This is a genomic window from Solibacillus faecavium, from assembly GCF_014836905.1.
Taxonomy (GTDB): Bacteria; Bacillota; Bacilli; order Bacillales_A; family Planococcaceae; genus Solibacillus; species Solibacillus faecavium.
Genome location: NZ_JACSPZ010000010.1, coordinates 101,865 through 124,468, shown reverse-complemented (window position 1 = coordinate 124,468; position 22,604 = coordinate 101,865). Strand labels below are relative to the sequence as shown.

The following is a 22,604-nucleotide window of genomic DNA, read 5'->3' as shown; positions in this document are numbered from 1 at the left end:
CCAGAATAATCAATAAATTGATAGAAAAGCTTTGTATTTCATTAATAATCTGAGTGAATAGACTAATTAAAAAGTGCAGCCAAAGTACAATTTAATGTACACTGGCTGCACTTTTATTTGGAAACATCTTTTCTTCCTTTAAATTTTGAAACGACTAACAGCTGTTGCAAGGTCAGTGCTCAATTGATTTAATTCCTCTGATGCCTGTGCGACCGATTGAATCGCATGTAACTGTTCGTCTGTCGATGCACTTACTTCTTCACAAGCAGCAGCGGCTGTTTGTGAATTCATCGACATTTCTTCGATTGTATCAAGCACACGGTCTTTGTATTTATTTACATTATCAATTTCTGCATGAACAGCAATAAATGAATGGTTTACACGGTCAATTAAATTAGATAGCTGTGCGAACAGTTCGCCTGTTGTATTAACGACCTCATTTGATTCATTAAAAGACCGCTTCATTTCATTCATACGGATTGTCACATCATGAGACTGGCTTTGAAGCTGATGAATCGTTTTTTTAACGGATTCTGTTGCCTCAGCCGATTGTTCAGCTAGTTTGCGTACCTCCTCTGCAACAACCGCAAATCCCTTGCCATGCTCACCAGCACGAGCAGCCTCAATGGAAGCATTAAGTGCAAGTAAATTTGTCTGGGAAGATATAGAGGAAATCGTATTCATTATAGAATCGATTGAACCAATTTTTGACTCTAACAACATAATCACTTTTGTCAGCTCTATTAGTTCCTGATCATTTTCTGTAAAGCTTTCTAAAAGGTTATCCATCTTCTGACGACCCACCTGATTAAGGGACGCTGCTTCTTTTGTTGTTTGTTCAACTTGAGTAGAAAGATTGTTCATATTGTTGATTTTCTCGCTTAAACTTGTTGATTGCTCAGTTACAGTGTCTGCCTTATCAGATGTACTCGCAGCACTAATTGCTATTTCATTTACAGCTTGTGCCACTTGTACGGAAGAGGCACTCGTTTGTTCAGCCATCGCACTTAAATGTTGTGAGCGATCGTCTACTTGTGCGGAAGAAGTTTTTACAATACTAATAATATTTTTCATTTCCCCAATCATTGAGTTAAAGTGATGAGCTAAACGTCCAATTTCATCTTTTGATTTTACATCAATATGAACAGTTAAATCTCCTTGAGATACTTTCCCCATTAATGTACCGAGAGTAAAGAGCGGTTGAACAATTTTTGAAATAAAGAAATATAGCACGATAAAGGTAATACTTAATATTCCGATTGTAATTAAGAAAATAATCTTTTGAATATCAGTTGCTGTACTGTTGAGACTGGATTTATCATAAATCGTGGCTATGGTCCAATCTACATTATCGATACGATTTGAAACGATAATGCTCTCCACATTATTTATTGATTCTTTAATAGTTGCAGAATCAGTTGTTTGCAGTAACTGCTTAGCGTACGGTTCCCCCGATAAGTCCTCACCCGCGAGCTCGGGGTGGACAATTGCTAAGCCTGTACTGTCAAAAATAACAGGATATCCGTTATACCCAAGCTCCATTGCTGAAACCATTTCTGTTAAGTTTGTTAATAAAATATCTGCTGCAAGTACCCCGATTACTTGGTCATTTACTTTTATGCCTGTCACTCCGGTAATAGTAAAAGTACCAGTTGCCGCATCCAAATAGGGCTCTGTCCAGCTTACGACATCCGGATTCTCTAGACCAAGCTGATACCAAGGGCGTGTTGTCGCATCAATATCTTCGAGACCATCAAAGTGTGGCTCATACATCAACCCGTCAACGTCAGCAGTATAAATTCCAGATACATTAGGATATGTAGCTAAAAATGTTTGAAAATCCTGACGAAGTGTTGTATCCGCTTCGTCAAAAAGCACACTATTATTCAAATAGTAGTTTTCAATTTCATCAGATTGTGCAATTATTTGAAGAGAGTTACCATAATTTTCTAAAACCGTTTGAACATTCGCTGATAACTGTTCCACAATGGTCTTGCTTTGATTCACAACGCTTTCTTCTGTTTTGTTCGAAATAATAATGGAACTAATGGTTGCCAATGATCCTAAGCCAATAATAATAATCATGATAACTATCCCTATTATTTTCCATTTTACTGATATTTTCATAGACTCATCCTTAAATTAGTAGTAAGTTTTTACTTTTCTAATAATAATAATAAATAATGAATATTGCAAAAACATTTTAGTGAACAAATTGTTATAGTATATAGATTAATAAAAAAAAGTAATTAATGATAAATAGAATTAAGGCAGGTGTATAGTAATGGAATTTCGATTGGCATCAGTAGACGATATGGAATTGTTAATTGATTTGCGTAAGCGGTTATTGATCGAGGAAGGGCAACATATGTCTTCGAATATAGATGAACAATTAACAGCTTTTTTTGAGAATCAATTAAAATCAAGTCAATTTGTACAATGGTTAATACAAGAGGGAAATCATATTATTGCGACAGGAGCGATTCAATTTATTTCATTTCCACCCAGCTATTTTAACCCAACAGGTATTCGAGGATATATATTGAATATGTATACAAGGCCTGAAAGTAGAGGCCAGGGATTAGCGAAAAAGTTAATGGAGCGATTAATAGATGAAGCACAGGCTAGAAATGTTCATCACCTATTTTTAATCTCTTCACCGATGGGAAAACCACTATATAAGAAAATTGGATTTAAAGAAAATGATATTTATATGGAATATTTTATGGGATAAATTTTGATTAGAACAATTATTAATGGGGCAGGGGGCATGGCGATGACTTTAGAAACAGAAAGACTTTTATTAAAGCCTTATGAAAAAGAATTTGCAGATGATATTTACGAGGTCGTGAAGCGTAAGGAAATTACTGATACAATGGTGATGATTCCGCATCCTTATCCCCGAGAAGTGGTGGATAGCTGGATTTCTTATTTACAGAAAAGTTTTGAACAAGGAAAAGCCTATGAATTTGCAGTATTTCTAAAAGAAAATGGCCGTTATATTGGAAATTGTGGGTTAGTTACGATTTCAAAAAATCACAGAAATGCTGAGGTAGGTTATTTTATTGATGTTTCGGAGTGGGGCAAAGGGTATGCAACAGAAGCATGCAAGAAAATAATAGAATATGGATTTCAGGAACATCAATTAAATAGAATTTATAGCCGCTGCATGGTTAGAAATACAGCTTCAAGAAAAGTAATGGAAAAGTCAGGAATGATATGGGAAGGGCGCCATAGACAAGAGTTTTTAAAAGATGGTGTATATGATGATATGGATTATTTAGCTATTTTAGCGGAAGATTTTATTAAATAATTTTATATTACGGAGCGTACACAATGGAAAGCTATATGTTGCTGCACTGCGAGGGACGGCGATACTTGCTTTAATTTAGATACAAAAGAAGTGGAAGAGATCGTTAATGATGTCGGTCGAATACGGGATGTTAGGATAGAAGAAGATAAACTATACTTTATTACAAACAATACAGATGGTCGAGGAAATCCATCTAATACAGATGATCAGCTATACTTATTGGATTTATAGAATAAAAGGGGCTAGTAAAAGCAAATAACTTTTACTAGCCTTTTTACGCGTCCTCTTTTATTCAGACTGTTCTTCCCAAAACAAATCGTCCAACGTTTTATTCAATGTTTTACAGATCGCTATGCACACACTTAATGTTGGATTGTATTTGCCAAGCTCAATGAGTCCGATCGTTTGTCGAGTTACTCCTACTTTTTTAGCCAATTCATCCTGCGATAAATCATGTTCAATACGAGCCATTTTTAAACGTACATTTTTCATCTGCATTCACCACGTATCTTCATCATCTTTTAACATCTTATCATTTACTTGCTGACTTTTCTTCACAGCAGACTGATTAATTATATATAAAAATAAAGCTAGAAATGGCGCATAAAAAAGTAGTGAGATTAAAGAAACCATAAAGAAATATTCAATTGCCTGTGCGTTACTATCTGCATAGTTAATACCACTATTTAATCCCATTGCTAAAGCAATTACGACACCAATCAGAATACCGAAAATAATCGTTTTCGTGCTATAGCGATACTTACTATTGGCATCATGAATTTCTACCTCTTCTGATAAAACCCCGGTGTACATTGCTCGGTAGATATAATATATACTACATGTTAATGAAATAATAAGTTCAATTGCTACCGACTCAATACCACGACCGTAAATCACTAATTTTGTAATGATGGAGATAAAACAAATAATGGATACGATATAGTACATTTCACGGTAAATTTTGTTTTGTAAATTTTGCACACGTTCATCAACAATTTTTCGTTTAAATAGCCCCATAAATAACGCCCCTTTATTTAATTTGATAATTCAATTATACAATATAAATTACATAATGCAATTTATATATGTCATAAAGTAATTTATTTTTTACTTAAAAAATTCAATGAAATGACTATTATTGTATTTTAATTAATGTTATGTTATTTTTATACATTAATTTCAAATGCGGAGGTTATATAAATGCTTGATACGATTAGAGGCGTTACAGATGGGGAGCAAATTATAAAAGTAATTCATGCAGCTTTTAAACGTTATGAAGATGATCCGATGCCCTCGAGTGCGTTAACTGAAACGGCATCAACAATTAAAAAAGAGCTTGAAAGTAATGTACTTATATTTGGTGCAGAAGTTCTAGGACAGCTTGCTGGGGTTGTAAAGGTTAGATGTTTTAAAGATCATTTTTACTTTTCAAGATTATCAGTGTTGCCTGAATTCCAAGGGCAAGGAATCGCAAGTGCGATTGTAAGATATATCGAAAAGCAGGCAATAGAAGAGCAGATACCTTATGTCCGCTGCAAAGTTCGGAAATCGGAAGGGGATAATATTCGTTTATATAAGAAGCTTGGGTACCATATTTCACAAGAAGAAGTAATGACGAGCCCGTTAGGTTTTGTTATGGAGACAGTAACGATGGAAAAGGAGGTTGATTGGGGAGAAAATTAAACCACCAACAAGATTACTGTTAGTGGTTGTATAATTATTTCACCTCTATACTAAACACATAAGAGGCACTTCCTTTACTCCAACGACTGGAAACAACATAAATATAATTGCCGCGTTCCTTTGGGGCAGTAATTGTATTATTCACAAATTCTATTTCACCGATATTTTCATTGTTCCAAACTGATATAGAAATCTCTTCAGTTGGTTTTTTATTAAACTTGATTTGAAGTTTGCTTTGGGGTGCCACAACCGTTGGAACTACCCTCTTTTCTTTTATCTGTTCGGAAGGTGAGATGTAATCGACACATTGCTGTCTCCAGATTTCATTCCAACAATAAGAACTTTTCAAAACCGTCACCCTTCTATCATCAGTAGTAACCGATGCATTAGGCACACCGCTATTTGTTATGATAAAAATGACTATAAGTACAATGGAAAGCAAAGCGACTATTCTAAGAGCCTTCATACAACTCTCCTCTCCTTTGGTAAATAAGTAAGGATCTATCTGGAAAGTAGACTTAGATAGATCCTAAAAAACTTTTATTTGATTACTCCATGGAGTGTTAAGGCTTGTAAAAAGACTTTACTAATATGCAACATAGATTGCTCATCAACATCAAATTTCGGGTGGTGATGCGGGTAAATAGCATTGATATCGTCATTACCTCCACCAATAAAGAAAAATGTACCTGGTTTTTCCTGCAAATAATACGTGAAATCTTCAGCGCCCATACGAGGCGGGGCATCAATTACTTCAAGCTCTGGTAAATGAACTACTACTGCTTCACGTAGTGCGGCTGTTTCAGCGGGATGATTGTAAACTGCATCATAACCGCGTGTATAGTGGAAATCGAGCTTTGCATCATATTGAATTTCAATGGCTCTGCATAAATTATTCATTTTTTGCTCAACCATATCGCGCACATCGGGATTGAATGTACGTACTGTCCCTGTTAAATAGGCTTTATCAGGTATGACATTGCCGACAGTACCACTTTCAATTTTTCCAACGGTAATAACAGTCGATTCAATCGGATCAGTATTACGGCTTACAATCGGCTGTACACCGAAAACAAATTGAGCTGCAGCGACAATTGGATCAATTGTTTCATGTGGAGCTGCACCGTGACCGCCTTTTCCTTGAATTGTCAGTTCAAAAAAGTCTGCAGCGGCCATCGCATATTCTTCGCAAAACAGCACCGTACCGAGTTCGCTCCATGAAGCAACATGTGCACCATATACGTAATCGACCCCATCCAAACAACCTGCCTCTACCATAGCCTTTGCACCACCGGGAACAACTTCTTCTGCAAACTGGTGAATAAAAACGATATTGCCGTGTAGAACTTCACGTGCATCGGCAAGTGCTTTGGCTAAACCAAGAAGTGCAGCAGTATGAATGTCGTGCCCACATGCATGACTAACACCTTCTATTTTAGATTTGTAGGGTACATCTTTTTCATCTTGAATTGGGAGTGCGTCAAAATCTGCACGAAATGCAATGGTTGGTCCATCAAATGCCCCTTTTAGAAAGCCGACAACGCCATTACCGCCAACATTTTCTTTCACTTCAATTCCAAATGAAGCGAGTTTTTCGGCAATAAGTTTTGGTGTATTTACTTCTTTAAAAGAAAGCTCAGGATACATGTGTAAATGTCTTCGAATATCAATCATCTCACCAAGATTTGCCTGAAGTTTTTCCGAAATGCTCATCTCATCCACCCCTAAATTTTATTGATGTAAAGCTTCCCATTCTTCTCGTAAAATGCCCATACGAATCGAATCATAATAATGACCATCATAATAACGGACTTTACGAATGCGCGCTTCCATTTGCATGCCGAGTTTTTCACCGACCCGCATCATGCGTTCATTGCCTGACCAAGTGGTGAATCCAACCCGAACTAGTGGCATAGATTCAAATAAATGTTCAATCCATAATTTCAATGCGCGTGTGCCGAGGCCTTTACCCCAAGAGCCAGCTTCGTGCAAAACAATGCCGATTTCTAGCCATTTAGACGGCTTATGCTCCCAATAATACGTAATAATCCCGCGTACGACACCAGCTACTTCAATAACCCAAAAGCTATCATCGCCAATCCATTCACGCCCTGTTTGAATGAAGTTTTCGTAAGGCTTGGCTTTATGCGGATAGTAAGGGGCATCCCACTTTTTCCACTCAGGCTGCTCCTCTTTATAAATAAGCTCCCATAAGCGTTTCATATCATTTTCATTAATTGGTCGAATCGTTAATTCTTGATCGTTATACATTGTTTTCCTCTTTTCAATTGTTCTTTTCCTTACTAGATTGAAAAGAGCATAGTGTCTACTTTTCAATCACCTTTGCCATGTTTTTCATCCGAACCATCCTTTCTATAATTAAGTTGATACTATTTTATCAGAAAATTAAGTGAAATATAAATAGAGTTTTACTAAAAAGGAAATTAAAGGGTGTATAATATATTGATTTTATAAAATCTTCCATTCTAATAGAAAATAATATGGATAGGCAAGGAGATAATTGTGGTAGATTGTAAAAATAGGAGTAAAAGGTAAAGATTAATGAAAATGAGCCGAATTTAATGATATGTACTATTAATATTGTTTATTTAGAACTATAATAACTCATTAAAGAGGCACTGGTAATATAATATAGTAATAGAAAATATTCACAAGTTAAATGTGAGGTGGAGGAATGGTTAAAATAGAAGAGACAAATGTCCTAGGTTCAATGCAACTTACAGTAGAAGAATTACAAAATATAAAATTGGCATTAGACGAAACCTCCATTTTAGCTGTTACTGACCAACGCGGTGTAATTACAATGGTAAATGACCGATTTTGTGAAATATCTAAATATGAAAGAAATGAGCTAATTGGACAGGACCACCGACTGTTAAACTCAGCTTACCACCCGAAAACATTTTTTAAGGAAATGTGGCGTACAATTGGTTCAGGGCAAACGTGGCATGGGGAGATTTGTAACTGTGCTAAAGATGGATCAATATATTGGGTGCAAACAACGATTGTCCCTTTTTTAAACTCTAAAGGAAAACCGTATCAATATATTTCTATACGTTCAGATATTACAGCTCGGAAGAAAATCGGAGAAATGATACATATCGCCCATCATGATGATTTGACAGGACTACAAAATCGCCGTCAATTAATAAATGACTTAAATAAACTGATAGAAGTAGAAAATCACCCGTTCACTCTTATGCTGTTCGATGTAAATCGCTTTAAAAATATTAATGATGGTTTAGGTCATCATATAGGTGATATTTTTTTGGTGGAAATAGCTCAACGCATGAAAACTTTAAATAGTGATGAGGTCACTTTTTACCGATTAAGTGGTGATGAGTTTGTTTGTATTTTAAAGGAACCCACATTACTGGAAAAAATTGTGGATGATCTCCAAATTCAATTTCAGCGGCAATTTGATTTAAATAATCATAAATTTTATGCATCGATTAGCATAGGCGCCGTGAATTACCCCGATCATGGTCAGTCAGCGCAGGACATCCTAAAATATGCAGATATTGCGATGTATGAAGCGAAGAAAAGCAATAATAAAGGCTATGTAATGTATAAAAAGCAGCAACGTTTTTCACATAATCAAATGCTGAAATTAGAAACGAGATTGCATGATGCAATTATTAACGAGGCATTTGAACTATATTACCAACCTAAAGTAAATTTGCAGACGAATGAAATTGATGGAATGGAAGCACTTATTCGCTGGTTTGATGATGAACTTGGCTTTGTAGCCCCGGACCAATTTATACCCTTTGCTGAAGAGGTTGGTTTTATAACGGATATTAGTGAATGGGTCATTGCTAAAGCTGGACGCCAAGTTATGATATGGAATGAACAATTTAACTTGAACATGCGAGTGGCTGTTAATATTTCACCAAGCCACTTAAAAGCAGAAAATTTTATTGAGCGATTGAAAAATATATTAAAAGCCAATGAGATTTCTCCGAATTCATTGGAAATAGAAATTACTGAAATGAGTTTTCTAGATCAAAATGCAGATTTACTAAGCACAATAACGCAATTGAAAGAAATGGGGATTACATTAGCGATTGATGATTTTGGTACAGGCTACTCGTCACTGAGCTATTTGAAAAGATTTCCGGTAGACCTGTTGAAAATTGATCGTTCGTTCATCCATGAAATGTATAAAAATGAAGCGGATGTTGCAATGGTAGCAGCTATTATTACTTTAGCGCGGGCACTCGATTTAAAAATAGTTGCAGAAGGTGTCGAGGAATATAAAGACTTATTGCTACTACGTGATTTTAATTGTGAGTTTGTCCAAGGCTATTATTACAGCCGACCATTAACTATTGAAGATTTTTCAAAACGATTAATTGAAAAGGGCATACAAGTATAACGATCCACGCATGTTGATGTATTGTGCATGCGTGGTATTTTAAGTTATGGAATTAACTTTATATTTGGGTTTATTTCGAGCAGTCTTTTAACAAAGCCTTCTTTGTCCTTAGGGGAGACAAGGATGACCTCACTAAAAGTAGTATTATATGTAATTTCGATACGGTCTATTGACATTGCGGGTGCAGAAAGCGGATTTTTCGATGGGCGTAAGCTTCGTATTTGTTTAATGTTAATACGTTTCTTATAAATGCCGCCATATACAATTAGCTCTTCACCCTCGATAATATATTTTGTTCCAAAAAATAATGTTGCTAACAAAACGATTACAATTGTAGTAACTAGCATTAAAATTGCATTAGGTTCCGTTATTACTCCATAAATCATTGAAATAGGTACAGCGAGAAAAATAGCTGCCATCCACCAATCAACCTTTGATTTGAAAATCAATATAATTCCCCCCTTAAATAATGTATTAATTATATTGTAAATGGATGTAATTATACTAATCAATGAAACTTTAGGAAGCTGAAAATAAAAAGCCATGGATGTCTTTGCGAACTAATAGACAAACCATGGCGGTTATTTATTTAATACCATATTTACGGTCTAATGTAACAATACGTGCATCGGCATTAGGTCGGTTCATGATTAAGTCAGCTATAATTTTTGATCCGAGCATGCTATAAACCGTACCGTTGCCGCCAAAGCCAAGCAAATAATAATGATTTGGTTCTTGCGGATGTTGCCCAATGAATGGTAGGTGGTCCAATGATTCGCCGAACGATGCACAATATTTATATGGTGCATGAAAGGTTTCGTTAGGTAATAACTCATGGAGTTTATCGAGTAGGCTACTTGCCATTGCATCAACCTTTGTTTCATGTTTGGCAGGTGATGCCTTCTTTTCATCCAATCCTCCTATTATAATGCGGTTGTCCATCGTCTTTCTCATATATAAATATGGACGGGCTGTTTCCCAAATGAGTGCGTTTTCATACCAACCCTCGAAGCTCGGTTTTTGCTCAGTAACAATCGCATAAGAACGATTAATGTCTGCCCCTTCCATTGTTCCGTATGGAAGGCGCTCATAACCGGTTGTATAGACAATGCGGGATGCTTTAAAGTCACCATTCATTGTCCGAAGTATAACCTCATTTCCTTCGTTTTCAATAACATTGGCAAACGTATTTTCAAATAAATCCATTCCTTGATCTATTAGCTGCTCTGCTAAAGAGACAACAAGTTTATAAGGATTTACTTCTGCATCATTATTCGTGTACAATGCAGCTGGCGCTTTAAAAGGCAACCGCTTTTCTACGATAAGTTCGTTCCAAAACTCAGCAGGAAATCCGTGTTTAACCAACATTTCACACTCTTTTTCCAGTAGTTTTACATCGCCCTTTTTACTTGCAAAACAAATGCTTGGGCGACGTATAAAATCTGCCTGATCGAGTAATGAAGATGTTATTTCCTCTAATTGATCAACTGCTTCATAGCAAAGTTTATAAAAGCGTACGGCATCCTCTTCACCTATCAATTCGCTCAGTTCATGTAACTGAATGTCATTTGAATATTGGAGAAGCCCTGTATTTGCGGCAGTACTGCCATAGCCGAGTTCATTTCTTTCTAGTACGGCTACGGTTAATCCCTCATCCATTAATGCCTTTGCTGTTAATACTCCACTCATACCGGCGCCAACTACGATGGCATCATAATGCGGCTTAATGGGTGGGTTTGAATGTTGTTTTTTAACGAATGTACTAGGCCAAAACAATAAACCGTTGTGTAATTCCATAAATAATCCCCCTTATAATCATCTAGAGAATATTTCCCGCTTGATATCATTTCTAATCTTTAAATTTTATAAAATTGGGTAAAAGAGGAAAGAGTTGAAATTAGGAGGAGGTATTGTAATTGGATCCTTACATTTTCGGATTTTTCGCATTAGCTTATATTGTTATCTTGATTTGGGGAATTGCAAAACATAAAAAAACAGCTTCGGCTATTATATTTTTTGTTATTCTTGCCCTTATTTATGATAATGCAATATTAGCGGTAGGGCATTTGTTTGGAGAAGGGGAGTTACTGAAAAATTTAAGTTATGGACGATTCTGGCTTCACGCAATCTTTACCCCAACTTTGATCATTTTTTCATTACTTGTCATGAGAGAAGCGAACATTGAATTTGCATATAAAAAATGGGTTGCCTTTTCATTTGGTGCATTATGGATTGTGGCAATGATTGTCGAGTATTTTATGGAATTAAGCGGTCTTGAACTCGCACCAAAAGAGTCATATGGGGTGCTTAACTATAGTACAACCGAAGCCGCCTCAGGACCACCGCTCATGATTTTAATTGTTCTTGTGGCGTTATTAATTGCTGCAGTTACGCTTGCCTGGAAAAGAAAGTGGTGGTGGATGCTTGTCGGAACCATCTTTATGACAATCGGCAGTGCGGTTCCGTTCGATATCGGGAGCGATGCGATTACAAATGCATTCGAATTATTTTTAATTGCAACATTGATGTGGACAGCCATCCATTTTTCTAATGATAGAGCTTATAAAAGGTTTTAAAAAAGTTGTGCTAAGTTTTTTACTTAGCACAATTATTTTTTGTACACTACCTTGCAATGAACAGTAGTGTTTGATACACTACTGTATATAAAATAGTAGTGGGGTGTGAGGTGAAGTAGTGAATCCTCAATTTAAAAAAGGTGTATTGAATTTATGTGTACTCGCCTTGTTAGAGCAGAAAGATATGTACGGTTATGAGCTTGTCCAGGCAATCTCCACACAAATAGAAATTTCAGAAGGATCGGTCTATCCGTTATTGCGAAGGCTCACAAAAGATGGGCTTTTCACAACGTACTTAATGGAGTCTACAGAGGGACCACCACGCAAATATTATCAAATTACCGAACAAGGCATTGAACAACTAAACAGCTTACGTAATGAATGGGAAAGTTTTATTTCAGGTGTAAATACTTTAATTCAAGGGAGCAAATAAAATGAACGAACAACAATTTTTAATTTTACTTGATCACCATTTAGAAAAATTACAGCAGCAAGAGCGGGAGGATATTCGCCGAGACTTTGAGGAGTATTTCGAAAATGGTCGTGCCGAGGGAAAAACGACAGAGGAAATCATTCAATCGTTCGGAAATATAAAGGAGTTAGCCGAAGAACTTCTTGCCTCATATGATGAAGAGGATTTCACAGAGAATATGGCCATTATGAAAAATGATGAAACGATTCCATATCGCAATGTAGAGATAGAAGCTGACGGAGTGAACATATTAATTATTCCAACAGATGCTAGTGAGGCAATGATTGAAGCAAAGGATAAGGACAACTTAACAGAAGCAACGATGGAAATTAAAAATGACACACTTTTTATTGCCGTAAAACGTCAAGAACAAGTTCGCCGTTTTTGGTTTATAACGATAGTAGGGTCAATCAATCCAATAGATACGGTCATTCATTTGCCGAAAAAACAATATGAGAAGCTCACAATTAATAATGACAGTGGTCGTATTAAGGTGTCCGAAACAGTCGCACAGCAATTTTATTTAAGATCAGATAACGGTCGTATTTTAACAGATCATATTCAAGGGAAGATGCTTGATGCTCATTCTGCTAATGGGCGTGTTGTACTTACAGAAACTAATATTAAAAACGTAAAAGCAAGTTCTAATAATGGTCGAATTATTGCAGAGAATGTAGTCGGTCAGCAACTACAATTAGAATCTGATAACGGGCGTGTAGAACTGAAAGATGTTGTAGGGGAAATTAAAGCACAGTCACGAAATGGACGGATTGTAGCTCAATTAAAAACTGTGCAATCTCCATTAAATTTTGCATCCGATAACGGGCAAATTTTATTGAGCACAGAAGGAAAGTTAGAAAATGTTGAAATTGAAAGTTCGACTGCCTGGGGTTCTGTCTCCATTTATAATGAAAAAACGTCGCATTATACACATGGAACGAAAGAACATAGAATTCAATTGAAAACTAGTAATGGGAAAATTACAGTAGAGGAACGTTTAGTCCAGTAATCATTGTCAAAATTAGAATTTCATCGTCAAAATCCGTATAATAAAACTAATGATAGTTGAAATGGAGTCGTTAACGATGAAAACATATAGCTTTAAATTATTTGGTGGCTATAAGGTGATGCTGGACCAAAAGGATATAATAATTGACTATGCGGGGGAGAAGTTCCTTTTTATAAAAAAAGCAAAACCTCGCAAAAAGGCCATTCCTTATCAGGAGATTTTACGAGTAGATTATAAGGAAGCCGGCATGACATTCGGCTATGTACGTCTTATTACTGAACAAAATGATCCATATGTTAGCAGTTCTTATGTTGCTCAGCATGATGAAAATGCCTGGATGGTAGAAAAAGATGAAATTGGTAAATTGAATGAAGTATTGGATTTACTGAAAAAACAATGTAAAAATATAGAGTTCGTTCATATGAAAGCTTAGCTAATATGCTAGGCTTTTTTGTTTGAAAACTAAATTAACATTGAACCGTTGATTTCCATTCCGGGACCGATGCTTTCCCCGGGCACGGCTCCAGCTAACTAAATTGCGCCTACCACGGCAGGCACAATTTAGTGGATCTTCCGCGCGTGCGTTTCCCGGTGGAGTCACGGTCCCTCCACTACAATCAACTTATTAATTCCTTTAAATAGGAGAATTTTTTTAACAACTTGTCCCTGCTAAGCATCTAGTTGAAATTTATAATAAAAAGACAAAAGGCCTCTCGAGACATATTGTCGACAATCGGAAGTACCCAATTTATTTTAGATACTTCCTTATATATATTAAATTGTTTGCATTTTTGACCACAGCTGCTTGTAATAGGAGTGGGAGTTAATCAGTTCTTCATGTGTGCCTGCGCCTGAAAGCTGGCCTTCTTCAAATAGTAGTATTTGATCGGCATTTGTAATCGTTGAAAGACGGTGGGCGATAATAATCGTCGTCCGGTTTTTCATCAATGCCTGCAAAGCAAGCTGAACTTCCCGTTCTGATTCATTGTCTAAATTAGATGTTGCCTCATCTAATAATAATATTTGGGGGTTACGTAAAATTGCCCGGGCTATCGCAATTCGTTGTTTTTGGCCGCCGGATAATTTAATGCCGCCTTCACCAACCTCGGTATCCAAGCCCCGTTCCAATGCCATAACAAAATCATATGCATATGCAGCTCGTAACGCTTCCACAACCTGCTCCTCTGTTGCATCATGTTGACCGTATAATACATTTTCACGAATTGATCCGTTCATCAGCGGGGCATCTTGGGTTACATAGCCGAAGAGCTTCCGCCATTCATATAAGTTGTATTGTTCTATGTTCGTTTGTCCATATAAAATTTCACCATCTGTCACTTCATAAAAACGTTCAATTAAGGAAAACATCGTCGTTTTCCCCCCGCCACTAGTACTTACAAATGCGGTCGTTTTGCCAGCAGGAATTGTAAAGTTCATTCCTTTTAAAATAGGCTGCTCGGCATACTGAAATTTTACATTTTGAAAGGCGATTGCCTGTGCAGTAGTTGGGATAACAGACCCAGGAATCTTTTCAGTCGCCTGTGAAATGATGGATTGGATACGCTCTGTGGCACCGAGTGCTTTTTGTAATGCAGTAAAAAATGTAGCCATTTGTGTAAATGGAATAATAATTTGTACTAAATAAATCATTATCGCTACAAGTGCCCCTGAAGAAATTGCACCGGTAGAAACTTGAGTACCACCGTAACCGAACAAGAGAATTAGAACAACCATCATAATAAGTGTCATAATCGGGGACAAAATAGCTAAAATTTTAGCTTCCTTTAGACCGAATTGATAAAGCTGCTCTATACGGTTTTCTCCGCGTTCCTTTTCCAAACGCTCAGTTTGAGATGATTTCACGAGTCGAATATTCGATAATACCCGGCCTAGATGTCCGCTGAATGAAGCAAGTTCATCTTGATTGGCTTTTGCTATTTTATGCATTCTTTGTCCAAGCGGTATTGTGACAAAAATGGCAAGTGGCACAGCAATTAACATTAGCAATGTCATCTTCCAGTCAATCCACAATAAAATTGCTATCGCTCCAATAATGGAGAAAATACCTGAAACGAAGCTGACAAGATGACTCGTCACTAATTCTTTAACAACGCTTGTATCTTGTGTAATACGGCTCATCGTTTCACCCGATTCATGGGCATCAAAATAAGGTGTTTTTAAATGTAAAATGTGCTGCCATAGTGTATTGCGCAAATTTGCAACAATACGTTCTCCGAGCATGCGCATTAAGAAATAGGTAAGACCGCTTAGTATTGCTTGAATAACTAAAATGACCGCTACAGCGGTTACCGCTGTCCATGCAAATCCAGTACTCGAAAAATCATTGATCATATTCATAGTAAAGAGAGGCACAGCTAAAGATGCGAGTGTTTCAATAATGCTTAACATAAAAACAACTATAACTAATCTTTTTGGGAATCTGCTTCTTTTTACGAGTGCCCATAATTGCTTAAGTTGAACGTTCATGTAATAACCTCCTCTAGTATTTTTAACCGCTCAACTTGTTCCATTAACCAATTTTCCTCTTCAGTAGTGAAAGGAATTGAAAATAACCAATTATCAACTTCAATTGTCTCATATTTGCCGAATTCCTGAACTAAACTTTGCGCTAGATCCTGCGGAATAATACTAAATAAACGTTCGATTATCTCTTTTAAGTCAGTATCTGCAGGCGGACAAATAAAAGCTTGCTTTATTTCATGTACACTTTCAATATAGCGCCGATTAATTTCGATAAAGTTCATACCAAAATAGCTATATATACGGTCGATTAGTTGTTCAGGAATATATTGTCTTAAATAGTCCCTTTGAGCATCCTCTGTTAATAAACTATGAATGACGAGCAATAATGTAGTAGGATCAACCGCCGTATGTTCTTGGTGTATATGAATGGCAGTATCGATTGTTGAAATCATTTGTTCAAGTTGTTTTTTCTTTTTGAGTAACTGGTATTTTTGCTGTTCCAAAGATTCAAGTATGGAATCGTTCTTTTCCAGAAGTTCCTTAATATCCTCTAAAGAATAATCAAGGTATTTAAAAGTCACAATCTTTTGAACTGTAATTATACTGTCGTCATTATAATAGCGCTGTCCGCCATCAGAAATATAGGCCGGTTTCAGTAAGCCTTTTTCACCGTAGTACCGTAATGTACGAATTGTAATGCCAGTTTTTTTAGAAAATACTCCAATTGAATACATTTATTTCCCCCCTTTATATGTAGTATAAAAGCTAACGTAACGTCACATGCAATAAAAAATAATTAAACAATATACATATAAAAAAGTTATTACGTTATTGTCGAAAAGTGTTGCAATATGTTTCACGTGAAAACTTTTGACCTAAATTTAAACATATAAATAACCGAATATAATAAAAATTTGTAAAAATTAAAAAACATTAACAGAAAACATAGATAAAAAATACAATAAATACTATTATATTTAGTAAGAAAGAGTTTGGTTGTTAAGTAGATTTTCTGCTTTTTTATACAAATTAGTTTCCAACAACGACGATAGCGAGGAGAGAGTGTTTATGTTTCGAAGGATTTTGTTTCAATTTGTAGTAATATGTATTTTTTTGTCGGCAGCAAACGGTGTAGGGCATGCTAGTACATTTCCGGATGTTCAGCATGGCACAAAATTAAGCGAAGAGCTTACTGTTTTAAGTGATTTTGGTGGAGTCACGATAGTGCCAAATGAACCTTTTCGGGTAAATGATGCAATAACAAGATATGAAGCGGCAGAACTTATCGTTCGAACAATGCAAATTGATTCTGAAGCTATAGCAATACCTACATATGAAGATATTTCAGTAGATGACCCTCGCATGCCAATTATTGCAGCAATTACAGAGCTACGTATTATGACAGGGTTTGAAGGTAAATTTAATCCTGATACAAAACTCACGCGTGCCCAGGCAGTGAAAATCCTTGCGCATGCTTTTAGCTTATCAGGGCAAGCAAAGGTGACTTATACAGATATTCCTAAAAATCATAGTGGGGCAAATGCCATTCAAGCTTTTGTAGCAAATCAAATTCTATTTCCTGCAAAAAACGAAAAGTTTAATCCAAACGCAATGATGACACGCGGGAATTTTGCTTCCTATGTTGCAAGAATTATCGAACCATCACTACGACCTACTGAACCAGAACAACCAGTTTTTGAAAGTTGTGTTAAAGAAACGAATAAAAAAAGATATGTAGTCGATGTTGCAGTAACAAATTTATGGAATAAACCAAATCAAGCACGTGCTGTTGATTATCCTTCAACGAAAAATCCAGTAGAAATGCAAAAGTGGGTTTCATCGTTAAGCTTATCTCAGAAAAAGTGGCTAGTTGGACGTACAGATACGCAAGCATTGTACGGGGATGAGGTTACGCTGCTTGATACAAAAGGGAAATGGCAACGAGTGGCGGCAAAAGATCAATATGTACCGTATTTAAAAGCGGGTTACCCAGGCTGGGTACCACAAAGCCATATCGCAACGACGAACAAAAATTACGATGACTGTGCCATTGCAATCATAACTTCACAAAAAGCACACTTGTTTGAGGAAGATGCAAAAACAAAATTTCTTCAAATTAGTTATGCGACGATTTTACCTGTAATCGATGAAGATAAAAAGTATTATTACGTCGAGACACCAAGTGATGGCGTTAAGCTATTAAAGAAGGGGGACGCAAAATCGTATACAGCATATAGCAAAGTGCCAAAACCAACAGCACAAACGATTATTAAAGAAGCGAAGCGTTATTTAGATCTACCGTATTTATGGGCAGGAACATCTTCATGGGGATATGATTGTTCAGGAATTTTATATGCGGTATTTAAAGCGCACGGCATTATGATACCCCGAGATTCATTTTACCAAGCGACAGGCGGGAAAGCAGTTGCAAAGAAAGACTTAAAGCCTGGAGACCTTGTATTTTTTGCTTATAATGGAGGCAAAGGGAAAGTATATCATGTCGGTCTGTATGTGGGGGAAGGTAAAATGCTGCATGCCCCACATTATGCGTCAAAAGTGAAAATTGAATCAATGAATAATGGCGTCTATAAAAAGAATTACTCAGGAGCAAGACGTTATTTATAAAAAATGAGGTGTGTTGAAAGAGAATCGGCTTTTAACACACTTTCGTTTTATTTTCGGATGTATTAATAATTGCCAAATGGGTATATGTATTAAAATAGAGGAAAAGAAGGAGGTATATTAATGAATAGTTGGCTTTTAGCTTCAATTATAATATTAGGAATAGCTGTTGTTGTCTTAGTAGGATGTATAGTAGCTGTCCTAGGGCCAATAAAAAAAATCGTCACTTTATTATTGGCACGTGTTGAAGGTATTCAAAAACAGATGAGCTATATTCAAACTGAAATGATAAAGTTAACGGAAACGATGGATCGTTTAAAAACAGATATTGAATTTAAAAAGGACTCGGTTCAATCTGTTATTCATTCAGTAAAAAATACCGGTACTGTATTAAACGAGGTGAGTGATGTTTCCCATGACAAGACTTCGGCTATTATGAAAAAGGCAAATAATGATCCACAACGACAAGCGGAAGTAAAAGAGTGGACTAATACAGTGATGAGTTATATAAACCGCAAAGCACAATGAGTAAAAGTATAAGGCTGTGTTAAAAGTCAGGTTGACTTTTAGCACAGTTTTTTTGGCTTGAAAAATAGAGCAAGCATAAAAAAGTGAGCAATGTATATTTATAATGGTCTTTGAAAGCGTTTTTATTCTGTGCTATAACAGATGATGCTAGCTAATGATCTATTCTTCTAAATTAAATTTAAAACCGATAAAAGTGAGGTGTCACAAAGTGTTCAAAGAAAGCGTTTTATTTTTGAACACATTGTGAAAAGGGAGATTTTCCGCTTTTAATTTTAGAAAAAGGGAGTACAATGTGAAGTAAGAAAGTTGTTATATAACAAGTCGCAAAAGTCATTGGGGAATAGGCTTTTTAAAATAATAGGTTTTAAAAAAGGAGAAATGAAACATGTGGGTAGTAACAGTATTTAACAACATTAATGATATACGTATGTTCGAGTATACGACTAAAAACGAAGCAGCAACAAAATTAGCAAAATATACAAATGCAGTTTTATCTTACACAAAATAAAACAATTCAAAGGAGCTGGAATTTATGTGGGTAGTAACTATTTTTAACAATCCAAACGATATTAGAATGTTTGAATATACAACGAAAAAAGAAGCATCGGCAATTTTAGCTCAATACAAAAATGCCGTATTATCTTTTACAAACTAATATTTGAAAAGTCTATGCTGTAAGTGAAAGCTTACTGCATAGACTTTTTTGCTTTTTAGGGGGAATACATAGAAGGTGATGCATCTTCTTTCTCATTTATTAGGATGAAATGATGTGTTAAACGAGAATTGCCGGAATTAAAACGATTTGATTCTATTAAAGGAGATAATGCTCATAATTTTTTGAGGGACAATTATTTCTTAATAATCTATGTATACAAGAATAACGTATATATGAGAATTTCCTTTTGTTTAAATACAATTTATTGTTTGGATTAATTATATTAATATTGATTTATGCCAAGGAACTGCCCATTCTAGAAGAAAATCCCACGATTTATGTAGCTACTAGTTGACGAAATATTATTAATGTAAGATAATTTTAGATGGTAATAATAATTATTTTATAATAATTATTCAACGATATTTATATAGGAGGAATTTTATCATGGCATTAATCGGTAAAGAAATAGCACCATTCGCTGCAAAAGCATTCCAAAAAGGCGAATTCATCGACGTATCTTCAGAAAACTTCAAAGGACAATGGTCAGTAGTATGCTTCTACCCAGCAGACTTCACATTCGTTTGCCCAACTGAGTTAGAAGACCTACAAAACGAATATGCTACTTTAAAATCTTTAGGAGTAGAAGTTTACTCAGTATCAACTGACACACACTTCACTCACAAAGCATGGCATGATACTTCGGATGCTATCGGTAAGATCGAATACATCATGATTGGTGACCCATCACATACAATCTCTAAAGCATTTGACGTATTAAACGAAGAAGATGGTTTAGCAGAGCGCGGAACATTCATCATCGATCCAGATGGTATTGTACAAGCAGTAGAAATCAATGCTGGCGGTATCGGTCGTGACGCATCGATTTTAGTTAACAAAATTAAAGCAGCTCAATACGTACGTAACAATCCAGGTGAAGTTTGCCCAGCTAAATGGGAAGAAGGCGGAGATACGCTAACACCAAGCTTGGATCTAGTAGGTAAAATCTAATCTAACTTTTAAGTTTTAAATAACAATAAAAAGGCGGCAAAAAACAACCATTATGGCTTGATTTTTGTCGCTCTGTTTTTAACGTGGAAAAGAAAGACAAGCTCTCTATCTTTTAATTTAATATGAAAGAAGGTGAAAGGCTTGCTGTATTAGAGGGAGAATGGTCGATTATTTTTCGGGGGAACAATCATCGGCATTCATACAGCAGCCAGTGCAATGTTAGATAATCAAATTAAAGCACAATTACAGCAGTATTTAACGATGCTTGAAGGAGATTTATTAATTAAAGCGAGTATTGGTGATGACAAAACTTCACAAGATATGCTCAATTTAGTAGAGGAACTTGAAAAAATGTCGCCTCGTATTACGGTGCAACATGCATTGTTGGAACGTACACCAAGCTTTAGCATTAATAAGGTAGGTGCAGAGGAATCAGGTGTTGTGTTTGCAGGTTTACCGCTTGGTCATGAATTTACATCGCTAGTTTTAGCGCTTTTACAAGTTTCAGGTCGTGCGCCAAAAGTAGATGCCGCGGTTATAAAACGTATTCAAGCCATTAAACAGCCATTGAAGTTTGAAACGTATGTAAGTTTAACTTGTCACAACTGTCCAGATGTTGTACAAGCATTAAATATTATGTCAGTGTTAAATCCGAACATTTCCAACGTGATGATTGAAGGTGGTACTTTCCAGAATGAGATTAAAGATCGTGACATTATGGCAGTACCTACAGTTTATTTGAACGGTGAAAATTTCGGCGGCGGTCGTATGGAATTGGAAGATATTTTAACAAAGCTTGGGGAAGTATCGGATGGTTCGGAGTTTGCGGATAAAGAACCTTTTGATGTATTAGTAGTAGGTGGAGGTCCGGCGGGTTCTGCAGCGGCAATTTATTCGGCGCGTAAAGGGATTCGTACAGGTATTGTTGCTGAGCGCTTCGGTGGTCAAGTAAATGATACGCTATCAATCGAAAACATTATCGGAACAAAGGCAACGGAAGGTCCTGCATTTGTATCAAGCTTAGAGGCACATGTATTAGACTACGAAATCGATGTAATGAAATCCCAGCGCGCTAAAAAGGTCGAGAAAAAAGATCTTATTGAAGTTACATTGGAAAATGGTGCTGTCTTAAAAGGGAAAACGGTTATTCTTTCAACAGGTGCACGCTATCGTCAATTGGAAGTGCCGGGTGAAGAGAAGTTTAAAAATAAAGGTGTTGCTTATTGTCCGCATTGCGACGGTCCAATCTTCAAAGGGAAAGATGTAGCGGTTATCGGTGGAGGTAACTCAGGTGTTGAAGCTGCAATTGATTTAGCAGGTGTAGTAAATCACGTAACTCTAATTCAACGAAGTGAAGAATTGAAGGCTGATAAAGTACTCCAGGAACGTGTTCGTAGCCTGAAAAACGTAACAATCATTACGAATGCTTTAACAACAGAAATTACAGGTACTGATAAAGTAAATGGCTTAACATATAAGGATCGAAAAACAGGTGAAGAAAAACAAATTGTATTGCAAGGCGTATTTATTCAAATTGGCTTATTGCCAAATACAGAATTCCTGCAAGGGGCAATAGAAATGAATGCGCATGGAGAGATTATTGTCGATAAGCACGGTGCGACAAATGTTTCTGGCATCTTTGCCGCAGGTGATTGTACAGACACGGCGTATAAACAAATTGTCATCTCAATGGGTTCAGGTGCAACAGCAGCTTTAGGAGCGTTTGATTATATGATTCGTAATGTTGATTCCCGTGACTATATAGAGGCATAAAAAATAGATCCGTTGTGCGAAAAAACTCGTGCAACGGATTTTTCTTTTGGAATCATTGTGGACAATTGATTTGAGAGAA

The 22,604-nt window shown here is 36.3% G+C and carries 25 protein-coding genes; 15 read left to right on the top strand and 10 right to left on the bottom strand.

Features of this window, described 5'->3' with window-relative positions; genetic code table 11:
- Positions 1 to 138: 138 nt before the first annotated feature.
- Positions 139 to 2,127: a methyl-accepting chemotaxis protein gene (locus H9635_RS16730; RefSeq protein ID WP_191701447.1), complete on the bottom strand. Its 1,989-nt coding sequence runs from the start codon at positions 2,125 to 2,127 to the stop codon at positions 139 to 141.
- Positions 2,128 to 2,284: 157 nt separating this feature from the next.
- On the opposite strand from H9635_RS16730, the gene H9635_RS16725 reads away from it, so the two are divergent.
- The 3 genes from H9635_RS16725 to H9635_RS16715 all read left to right on the top strand — a co-directional run bounded on the left by H9635_RS16725 (position 2,285) and on the right by H9635_RS16715 (position 3,544).
- Entirely contained in the window at positions 2,285 to 2,734 is a 450-nt protein-coding gene (locus H9635_RS16725; protein WP_191701446.1) for a GNAT family N-acetyltransferase, read from the top strand.
- A 42-nt stretch (positions 2,735 to 2,776) separates the two neighbouring features.
- Positions 2,777 to 3,313, top strand: coding sequence for a GNAT family N-acetyltransferase (locus tag H9635_RS16720; RefSeq protein WP_191701445.1), 537 nt, complete (start codon positions 2,777 to 2,779; stop codon positions 3,311 to 3,313).
- Positions 3,314 to 3,403: 90 nt separating this feature from the next.
- Positions 3,404 to 3,544 (top strand): PQQ-dependent sugar dehydrogenase, encoded by a 141-nt coding sequence (locus tag H9635_RS16715; RefSeq protein WP_225231362.1) that lies wholly within the window; start codon positions 3,404 to 3,406, stop codon positions 3,542 to 3,544.
- Between the two features lie 57 nt (positions 3,545 to 3,601).
- On the opposite strand, the gene H9635_RS16710 is transcribed toward H9635_RS16715, so the two are convergent.
- Positions 3,602 to 3,805, bottom strand: coding sequence for a helix-turn-helix transcriptional regulator (locus H9635_RS16710; RefSeq protein WP_191701444.1), 204 nt, complete (start codon positions 3,803 to 3,805; stop codon positions 3,602 to 3,604).
- 6 nt (positions 3,806 to 3,811) lie between these two features.
- The gene (locus H9635_RS16705; protein ID WP_191701443.1) at positions 3,812 to 4,330 is read right to left on the bottom strand and encodes a DUF6773 family protein; all 519 of its coding nucleotides are present in this window, start codon (positions 4,328 to 4,330) and stop codon (positions 3,812 to 3,814) included.
- Between the two features lie 183 nt (positions 4,331 to 4,513).
- Here H9635_RS16705 and H9635_RS16700 point away from each other — a divergent pair, with 183 nt between their 5' ends.
- Positions 4,514 to 4,996 carry a GNAT family N-acetyltransferase gene (locus H9635_RS16700; RefSeq protein WP_191701442.1) on the top strand — a complete coding sequence of 161 codons (483 nt, stop codon included), beginning with the start codon at positions 4,514 to 4,516 and terminating at the stop codon, positions 4,994 to 4,996.
- Between the two features lie 34 nt (positions 4,997 to 5,030).
- Here H9635_RS16700 and H9635_RS16695 read toward each other — a convergent pair whose 3' ends face one another.
- The 3 genes from H9635_RS16695 to H9635_RS16685 all read right to left on the bottom strand — a co-directional run bounded on the left by H9635_RS16695 (position 5,031) and on the right by H9635_RS16685 (position 7,267).
- Positions 5,031 to 5,462 (bottom strand): hypothetical protein, encoded by a 432-nt coding sequence (locus H9635_RS16695; RefSeq protein ID WP_191701441.1) that lies wholly within the window; start codon positions 5,460 to 5,462, stop codon positions 5,031 to 5,033.
- Between the two features lie 74 nt (positions 5,463 to 5,536).
- Positions 5,537 to 6,709: a M20 metallopeptidase family protein gene (locus H9635_RS16690; RefSeq protein ID WP_191701440.1), complete on the bottom strand. Its 1,173-nt coding sequence runs from the start codon at positions 6,707 to 6,709 to the stop codon at positions 5,537 to 5,539.
- A gap of 18 nt (positions 6,710 to 6,727) precedes the next feature.
- A complete protein-coding gene (locus H9635_RS16685; protein WP_191701439.1) occupies positions 6,728 to 7,267 on the bottom strand; it encodes a GNAT family N-acetyltransferase in 540 nt (179 codons plus the stop codon).
- 424 nt (positions 7,268 to 7,691) lie between these two features.
- On the opposite strand from H9635_RS16685, the gene H9635_RS16680 reads away from it, so the two are divergent.
- Positions 7,692 to 9,395 carry a putative bifunctional diguanylate cyclase/phosphodiesterase gene (locus tag H9635_RS16680; protein ID WP_191701438.1) on the top strand — a complete coding sequence of 568 codons (1,704 nt, stop codon included), beginning with the start codon at positions 7,692 to 7,694 and terminating at the stop codon, positions 9,393 to 9,395.
- 44 nt (positions 9,396 to 9,439) lie between these two features.
- Here H9635_RS16680 and H9635_RS16675 read toward each other — a convergent pair whose 3' ends face one another.
- Both H9635_RS16675 and H9635_RS16670 read right to left on the bottom strand, forming a co-directional pair.
- On the bottom strand, positions 9,440 to 9,844 hold the full coding sequence (locus H9635_RS16675; protein WP_225231361.1) for a PH domain-containing protein: 405 nt from the start codon (positions 9,842 to 9,844) through the stop codon (positions 9,440 to 9,442).
- Between the two features lie 136 nt (positions 9,845 to 9,980).
- Entirely contained in the window at positions 9,981 to 11,192 is a 1,212-nt protein-coding gene (locus tag H9635_RS16670; RefSeq protein WP_191701437.1) for an NAD(P)/FAD-dependent oxidoreductase, read from the bottom strand.
- 119 nt (positions 11,193 to 11,311) lie between these two features.
- Here H9635_RS16670 and H9635_RS16665 point away from each other — a divergent pair, with 119 nt between their 5' ends.
- The 4 genes from H9635_RS16665 (at position 11,312) to H9635_RS16650 (ending at position 13,885) form a co-directional block, all read left to right on the top strand.
- A complete protein-coding gene (locus tag H9635_RS16665) occupies positions 11,312 to 11,971 on the top strand; it encodes a phospholipid phosphatase (protein WP_191701436.1) in 660 nt (219 codons plus the stop codon).
- Positions 11,972 to 12,089: 118 nt separating this feature from the next.
- Complete coding sequence (locus tag H9635_RS16660) at positions 12,090 to 12,404, top strand: PadR family transcriptional regulator (RefSeq protein WP_191701435.1); 315 nt, start codon at positions 12,090 to 12,092, stop codon at positions 12,402 to 12,404.
- A 1-nt stretch (position 12,405) separates the two neighbouring features.
- Complete coding sequence (locus H9635_RS16655; RefSeq protein WP_191701434.1) at positions 12,406 to 13,452, top strand: DUF4097 family beta strand repeat-containing protein; 1,047 nt, start codon at positions 12,406 to 12,408, stop codon at positions 13,450 to 13,452.
- 76 nt (positions 13,453 to 13,528) lie between these two features.
- The gene (locus tag H9635_RS16650; RefSeq protein ID WP_191701433.1) at positions 13,529 to 13,885 is read left to right on the top strand and encodes a hypothetical protein; all 357 of its coding nucleotides are present in this window, start codon (positions 13,529 to 13,531) and stop codon (positions 13,883 to 13,885) included.
- A gap of 341 nt (positions 13,886 to 14,226) precedes the next feature.
- Here the strand turns inward: H9635_RS16650 and H9635_RS16645 are convergent, their stop codons facing one another.
- Both H9635_RS16645 and H9635_RS16640 read right to left on the bottom strand, forming a co-directional pair.
- Positions 14,227 to 15,939 carry an ABC transporter ATP-binding protein gene (locus H9635_RS16645; protein WP_191701432.1) on the bottom strand — a complete coding sequence of 571 codons (1,713 nt, stop codon included), beginning with the start codon at positions 15,937 to 15,939 and terminating at the stop codon, positions 14,227 to 14,229.
- The gene (locus H9635_RS16640; RefSeq protein WP_191701431.1) at positions 15,936 to 16,670 is read right to left on the bottom strand and encodes a MerR family transcriptional regulator; all 735 of its coding nucleotides are present in this window, start codon (positions 16,668 to 16,670) and stop codon (positions 15,936 to 15,938) included. Before H9635_RS16640 ends, H9635_RS16645 begins: the two co-directional genes overlap by 4 nt.
- 349 nt (positions 16,671 to 17,019) lie before the next feature.
- Between H9635_RS16640 and H9635_RS16635 the strand changes: the two genes are divergently transcribed.
- The 6 genes from H9635_RS16635 (at position 17,020) to ahpF (ending at position 22,525) form a co-directional block, all read left to right on the top strand.
- Entirely contained in the window at positions 17,020 to 18,561 is a 1,542-nt protein-coding gene (locus tag H9635_RS16635) for an NlpC/P60 family protein (protein ID WP_225231360.1), read from the top strand.
- Between the two features lie 120 nt (positions 18,562 to 18,681).
- A complete protein-coding gene (locus H9635_RS16630) occupies positions 18,682 to 19,086 on the top strand; it encodes a DUF948 domain-containing protein (protein WP_191701429.1) in 405 nt (134 codons plus the stop codon).
- Positions 19,087 to 19,471: 385 nt separating this feature from the next.
- A complete protein-coding gene (locus tag H9635_RS19415; protein ID WP_263617280.1) occupies positions 19,472 to 19,594 on the top strand; it encodes a hypothetical protein in 123 nt (40 codons plus the stop codon).
- A 24-nt stretch (positions 19,595 to 19,618) separates the two neighbouring features.
- Positions 19,619 to 19,741 carry a hypothetical protein gene (locus H9635_RS19410; protein ID WP_263617279.1) on the top strand — a complete coding sequence of 41 codons (123 nt, stop codon included), beginning with the start codon at positions 19,619 to 19,621 and terminating at the stop codon, positions 19,739 to 19,741.
- Positions 19,742 to 20,188: 447 nt separating this feature from the next.
- Positions 20,189 to 20,752, top strand: a complete 564-nt coding sequence (ahpC, locus tag H9635_RS16625) for an alkyl hydroperoxide reductase subunit C (protein WP_191701428.1) — start codon at positions 20,189 to 20,191, stop codon at positions 20,750 to 20,752.
- 216 nt (positions 20,753 to 20,968) lie between these two features.
- A complete protein-coding gene (ahpF, locus tag H9635_RS16620) occupies positions 20,969 to 22,525 on the top strand; it encodes an alkyl hydroperoxide reductase subunit F (protein WP_191701427.1) in 1,557 nt (518 codons plus the stop codon).
- Positions 22,526 to 22,604 lie beyond the last annotated feature (79 nt).

Bases quoted from the DNA above. Each gene is read 5' to 3' on its own strand.
- H9635_RS16730 (WP_191701447.1), bottom strand. From the start codon at position 2,127: ATGAAAATATCAGTAAAATGGAAAATAATAGGGATAGTTATCATGATT.
- H9635_RS16725 (WP_191701446.1), top strand. From the start codon at position 2,285: ATGGAATTTCGATTGGCATCAGTAGACGATATGGAATTGTTAATTGAT.
- H9635_RS16720 (WP_191701445.1), top strand. From the start codon at position 2,777: ATGACTTTAGAAACAGAAAGACTTTTATTAAAGCCTTATGAAAAAGAA.
- H9635_RS16710 (WP_191701444.1), bottom strand. From the start codon at position 3,805: ATGAAAAATGTACGTTTAAAAATGGCTCGTATTGAACATGATTTATCG.
- H9635_RS16705 (WP_191701443.1), bottom strand. From the start codon at position 4,330: ATGGGGCTATTTAAACGAAAAATTGTTGATGAACGTGTGCAAAATTTA.
- H9635_RS16700 (WP_191701442.1), top strand. From the start codon at position 4,514: ATGCTTGATACGATTAGAGGCGTTACAGATGGGGAGCAAATTATAAAA.
- H9635_RS16695 (WP_191701441.1), bottom strand. From the start codon at position 5,462: ATGAAGGCTCTTAGAATAGTCGCTTTGCTTTCCATTGTACTTATAGTC.
- H9635_RS16690 (WP_191701440.1), bottom strand. From the start codon at position 6,709: ATGAGCATTTCGGAAAAACTTCAGGCAAATCTTGGTGAGATGATTGAT.
- H9635_RS16685 (WP_191701439.1), bottom strand. From the start codon at position 7,267: ATGTATAACGATCAAGAATTAACGATTCGACCAATTAATGAAAATGAT.
- H9635_RS16680 (WP_191701438.1), top strand. From the start codon at position 7,692: ATGGTTAAAATAGAAGAGACAAATGTCCTAGGTTCAATGCAACTTACA.
- H9635_RS16670 (WP_191701437.1), bottom strand. From the start codon at position 11,192: ATGGAATTACACAACGGTTTATTGTTTTGGCCTAGTACATTCGTTAAA.
- H9635_RS16655 (WP_191701434.1), top strand. From the start codon at position 12,406: ATGAACGAACAACAATTTTTAATTTTACTTGATCACCATTTAGAAAAA.
- H9635_RS16650 (WP_191701433.1), top strand. From the start codon at position 13,529: ATGAAAACATATAGCTTTAAATTATTTGGTGGCTATAAGGTGATGCTG.
- H9635_RS16645 (WP_191701432.1), bottom strand. From the start codon at position 15,939: ATGAACGTTCAACTTAAGCAATTATGGGCACTCGTAAAAAGAAGCAGA.
- H9635_RS16640 (WP_191701431.1), bottom strand. From the start codon at position 16,670: ATGTATTCAATTGGAGTATTTTCTAAAAAAACTGGCATTACAATTCGT.
- H9635_RS16630 (WP_191701429.1), top strand. From the start codon at position 18,682: ATGAATAGTTGGCTTTTAGCTTCAATTATAATATTAGGAATAGCTGTT.
- H9635_RS19415 (WP_263617280.1), top strand. From the start codon at position 19,472: ATGTGGGTAGTAACAGTATTTAACAACATTAATGATATACGTATGTTC.
- H9635_RS19410 (WP_263617279.1), top strand. From the start codon at position 19,619: ATGTGGGTAGTAACTATTTTTAACAATCCAAACGATATTAGAATGTTT.
- ahpC (WP_191701428.1), top strand. From the start codon at position 20,189: ATGGCATTAATCGGTAAAGAAATAGCACCATTCGCTGCAAAAGCATTC.
- ahpF (WP_191701427.1), top strand. From the start codon at position 20,969: ATGTTAGATAATCAAATTAAAGCACAATTACAGCAGTATTTAACGATG.